Genomic DNA, 5,377 nt, shown 5'->3' with positions numbered 1-5,377 from the left:
CATCAATAATAGAAGTAATCTCTTGACTAACAAGGGTATCACTGAAAATTGTACTTGCGTTGTTTACAATCCCTGAGATAACTAAAGTATCTAATTCAACTGAAATCGTATCGCCTAATTCATCCCTGTAATCTAATGTTGCAGTTGTATCATTAACAACAAGGGTCGTTAGTGTTTCTTCTGCTTTGACAATCTTGATAATCTCATTTGTGATAATCGTATCATTGGAAATAAGATTTGAAATCTCAACAGTAACCAAACTATCGTTAAAAATTGTATTCGCATTATTCACAACTCCTGAAATAACCAAAGTATCAAGGCTGATTTCTGTTGTTTCTCCACCTTCATCCTTGTAATCTAATGTTGCAGTTGTATCATTAACAACAAGGGTCGTTAGTGTTTCTTCAAATTCAACCAATTCCTGGATATCAATTATTTGCCAAACCCCTGAATCATCCACATAGGTGAATTCATTATTTGTAACATCCCAAACAACGGTATTGGAAGGCAGGTTGATCTCGTCAGACACCATTATTCGTTTCCAACTATTAACATACCAGTAATAATATCCTGGAGTAACATCACCTGTTGTTGATGTATTATAAACTAACAAACTTTCAACATTACCATTGCTAATGGCTTTTGAATCTAAAAGTGATGTCAATGCAATTTGTGGAATCAAAACTCCTTGGTCGCTTGATACAATATCCAACATCGCAGATTCATTTGGACTGTTTGTTCCAATTCCAACTTGGGAATATCCGAAAACTCCAAATACAAATGTTCCTAATAAAAGCGTTTTTTTAAGAAAAGTGAACTTAGTTCCCATCGTTTTATGAAATTTTCGACGCGAAAATAAACTAATTTATCTATCTGGGCAATAATTATTTGCAATCGAGCGAAATAAATTCATATTCGAGCTAAAAACACCTCCTTTTCTACAAAACAACAGACCTAAAGCTGTTTTAATAACAGTTTGGAATATTTTTTATTCAGATAAGCAATAACAATAGAAGCACAGTCCCGTTACGGTTTTGTTTTTGTTTTTGCATGAAACATGAATGAAAAGAAACAAATTTAATGCGTCATTTTAACATTTAAAAGACAAAAGATAATTGACCTCATGATCAATTATCTTTTGTCTTTTACTTCTTCTTCTCATAGCCTGTCTATACAGGGCTAATAATTATTTATCGGTAATTATAAATTCACTTCTTCTATTTTCCTCATGTTCTTCATCTGTACAGATTACTCCATTTTCACATTTGTTTAGCAATAAAGTTTCTCCAAATCCTTTTGAACTTAACCTGTTTATATCTATTCCTGAATTAACCAAATAATCTAAAGTAGCCTGAGCTCTTCTATCCGAAAGTTTTAGATTGTATAAATCACTCCCCCTAGAATCTGTGTGCGCTTTTATAAATATCTTTATCGAAGAATACTCTTTTAAAAGAACAACTATCTTATCTAATTCTAATGCAGCATCTAAACGAATATTCGATTTGTCTAAATCAAAATTGATAACAGGAAGATCAAGTACCTCTGCCAGATCTAATTCTTTTTCTATTTTATATAACAATAGTTCTGCTCGAATACTATCTCCCTTATGTTCTCTTGGCACATAAAAATCTATTTCTCCTGAAATATAATCCTCTTTCCCCGCTTTTATAAGATACGTTTCCCCTCTATTTAAAACCACTGAATACAAACCAACTGATTTTTCTTTTAATTCTTTTTCTAACAAGTTCCCTTCACTATCAAATATGGTGATTGATGGACCTGCAAGCAATTCATCGGTTTTTGCGTCTTTTGTCACTATTTCTATTTCTAGATTTGGAATAGGCATAAAACTATAGATATCATCACTTCCTTTTCCTCCCGACCTATTGGATGTAAAAAAACCATTATTTAAATCTTTGTCTTCATAATAACCAAAATCATCTAGAGAACTATTAATCGGTCTCCCAATATTTTCCGGGATAAGTGCTTTATTGGATGTTTTTATGTTTTCAAAACCTCTAATCACAAAAACATCTAATCCACCTAGACCTACCAAACCATTGGATGAGAAAAATAAATCGCCCTGTTTATTAATATACGGAAAGGACTCCTGACCTTCAGTATTGATCGAAGATCCCAAGTTTTTTGGATCGCCATAAGAGCCATCAGGATAGATATCAACTACATAAATATCTGACTCCCCTCTTGAACTGGGCATATCAGAGGCAAAATAAAGTTTTGTCCCATCTCCTGAAACCGAAGGGTGAGCAACACTGTAATTATCACTGTTAAAAGGTAGTGATTCTATAGCTCCCCATTCCCCCTCTATTAAGGTCGCTTTAAATATTTTTAAGCGATGTACTCCTTGTTTGTCTTTTCTTAACTTTCCTTTAAAATAATTACTCCGAGTAAAATACATCTCTTTTCCATCAGGGGTAAAGGAGGCGGTAGACTCGTGGTATTCTGTATTTATGGTTTCATTAAGAGAAATAACCTCTCCTGCTCCATAGGAGCCATCCTCTTGTTTTTTTACCGTAAATAAATCTAAAAAATATTCATTATTCCAAGCATAGATTTCTCCTGTATTTCTAGATGACGAAAAATATAATTGATCCTCAAAGAGAGTTGAACCAAAATCAGAGGCTCCTGAATTACTCTCTAAATTAAAAATCTCAAAAAAATTCTTCTCCCCATTAAGTCTATCTAGATACGCTAAATCAGCGATAAATAATTTGCCTCTTGAGTCCGTAGGATTCAACTTATGAAAGGTATGCATCATTTGATCTGCTTGTGCATACTCTTCAATTGCTTTTAAAGCATGTGAAAATCTAAAATAAAATTCAGAATCTATTCTAGACTTATTTTTTGAGAAATCTAGCATTTTTGTATACCAAACAACTGCAGACTCCATCTTTTTATTAAAATAATAGGCGTTCCCTAACTTCTCATAAATCTCTACCGATTTATTCCCATTGTTTACAGCCTCTAACAGCAGTGTACTCGTCTTTAAAAACTCTAAGTCTTCATAACTCTCAAAAGCCTCATTCACTTTTTGTTTTTGCGAAAATCCCGTGGCAACAAAAAAACAAAACCCTAAAACTAATATATAATTATATGCTTTCATAGTATACTATTTAGAAAAATCTTGGTGATAAAATTCTGTTTATTTCTTGTAATTCAAAACGCAACATAATCTCATGAGAACCACTATTGTAATTGTTTAAATTCGATGTTGTTAGGTCATAACCATACCCCAAATAAAAGCTTTCTGATACTTGAAAACCTGCTAATGCACTAACTGCATCTCCCAATCGATAGGCTAATCCTAAAGTGAACCTATCATTAAATAACATATTGGCAGAAACATCTGCAATAATTGGTGCACCAGAAACTCCTTTGACCAAAAAGGCAGGTTTGAACTTTAATGAATTACTTATATCAAAAACATAACCTCCAATAGCATAAAAGTGCATCTCTTCACTCGCCATAGATTCTTGATAATCATCATAATGATTTGTTTGTAATAAATTAGGAACTGACAAACCTAAATACCAATTACGGTTATGTACATAAACCCCTACTCCTGCAAGAGGTGAAACCTGATTTACATTTTCATCATATAATGGATCATTCCCTTGATAAATTCCTTTACTCCAATCGGTATTCAGAAAATGAACTCCTGCTTTAATTCCGAAGGACATTTTTGTTAATGATGCTGAAAGCTGAATGGTATATGAAAAACTAGCATCAACAAAAGTGCTGTTTACTGGACCTATCACATCATTTATAACCGAAAACCCCAAACCCATCTTTTCATTACTAAGTGGGGAGTGTATTCCCAGTGTTTGTGTCTTAGGTGCTCCTGAAAGACCAACCCATTGTGAACGGTGTAACAATGTAGCACTTAATACTTCGCGCTGACCTGCATAAGCAGGATTTATACTCAGGGTATTATACATATACTGTGTATATTGTGGCTCTTGTTGAGCGAGACTAATATGGCTAATTAATAACGCGATAAACAAAACGAAAAAACCTCCTCTTTGTGAAAATTCTTTCCCCCTATTTTTTTTGTTTTGTGTTTTTTTAATCATAGTTGTATTATCTATTTAAATATAACCAGCCCGCTTTGGGTTTTGATCCATCTCCTAAGTTTATTACATAATAATAAACACCTACTGGTAACTCTTCAGATCCTCCTATAGAGGCTCCTTCTGTATTTGTACCGTCCCAGTCGTTTTGATATCCTGTCGCTTTAAAAACTTTTTCTCCCCATCTGTTATAAATCTCTACCGTATTATTAGGGTAACTATCTATACAACCAATAGTAAAGGTGTCTCCTATTCCGTCTCCATTGGGAGAAAACTCATTGTAGATTACCAAACAATCTTCTGAATCTTCTACTCTGGCAAAGGTGAAAATTCCATAATTGTCAATTAATGTGCTTACAGAGCCAGTAACAGGATCATAGGTTCCCTCTTCATTTATCCAAATATTCTCTCCTGAATCCCAACGTACTATCGAGATATCTGTATGTAAAGCGCCTTCCAAAATACCACTAGAAGTAGTCTCTTCTGATATATAAAGTGTCAATAACACTTCTTCTCCAGAGGTAATATTATCAACTGTCCAATACTCTGCCGTATCTATTTCTTCTATTATTCCACTATCACTTTGAAGTGGATACAGACTACTAGAGTCTTCAAAAAAATAAGCACTTATAAGCTCCGTATTATTACCTATCAAAGACTGAATTCTTGAAGACCGATAATAACCTTTGTCTCCAATAGGAAAATCAAAATCAGAATCCCCCATTTTATGAACAGCCCCATTAATATGACTCTCATTTGAACCATTGATATGTGTAGCATTCTCTTCGAAATAAAAATCAACATCAGAACCAAGTAAATCAACAATTCCCATCTCAAAATTAATCTCGCCTGAAACACTTATTGTATTAGCAACCTGAAAAGGATTTGAACTACTTCCATTATTAAATGAAATATTATAAAAATAACTATCCTCTGATCCCGTAATTTCCTGGAAAGCTGTTCCTATAAAGTTTGTAACCCCCGTATCTGAAAGAAAATCTACAACACCATCATTCGTAAAGTCATTATAAATATATAAAAGACCGTCGTTATACAGCTCTCCTTCAGAGCCATTATTAAACGATTCCATAAAAGAAACCGTTTCGTTTTCACTGATATATATATCTCCTAGATTAACTATCTGGGAGCTAAGAACACTACTGGAAAAAAACAGCAGTGCTACTAAAATAGTTGTATGAATTTGTATTTGCATAATGTATTTATTGAAAAATTATTTGTCTAATACATGAGTAGTTATAAAACTGGTAGTATCGCATAAAAATTGT

General features: G+C 33.4%; 3 protein-coding genes and 1 pseudogene. All 4 read right to left on the bottom strand.

Features of this window, described 5'->3' with window-relative positions; all coding sequences use genetic code 11:
* Positions 1-829: pseudogene (locus V5787_RS09670) on the bottom strand (hypothetical protein); the annotation flags it as partial.
* A 357-nt stretch (positions 830-1,186) separates the two neighbouring features.
* A complete protein-coding gene (locus V5787_RS09665; protein ID WP_336893031.1) occupies positions 1,187-3,124 on the bottom strand; it encodes an OmpA family protein in 1,938 nt (645 codons plus the stop codon).
* Positions 3,125-3,134: 10 nt separating this feature from the next.
* The gene (locus V5787_RS09660) at positions 3,135-4,094 is read right to left on the bottom strand and encodes a type IX secretion system membrane protein PorP/SprF (RefSeq protein WP_336893030.1); all 960 of its coding nucleotides are present in this window, start codon (positions 4,092-4,094) and stop codon (positions 3,135-3,137) included.
* A 7-nt stretch (positions 4,095-4,101) separates the two neighbouring features.
* Positions 4,102-5,304 (bottom strand): gliding motility-associated C-terminal domain-containing protein, encoded by a 1,203-nt coding sequence (locus V5787_RS09655; protein ID WP_336893029.1) that lies wholly within the window; start codon positions 5,302-5,304, stop codon positions 4,102-4,104.
* Between the last annotated feature and the right edge of the window lie 73 nt (positions 5,305-5,377).

Source organism: Flavicella sp. (genome assembly GCF_037132785.1).
In the GTDB taxonomy this organism is placed as follows: Bacteria; Bacteroidota; Bacteroidia; order Flavobacteriales; family Flavobacteriaceae; genus Flavicella.
The sequence above is the reverse complement of the archived record's forward strand: the minus strand, read 5'-3'. Positions and strand labels throughout refer to the sequence as shown.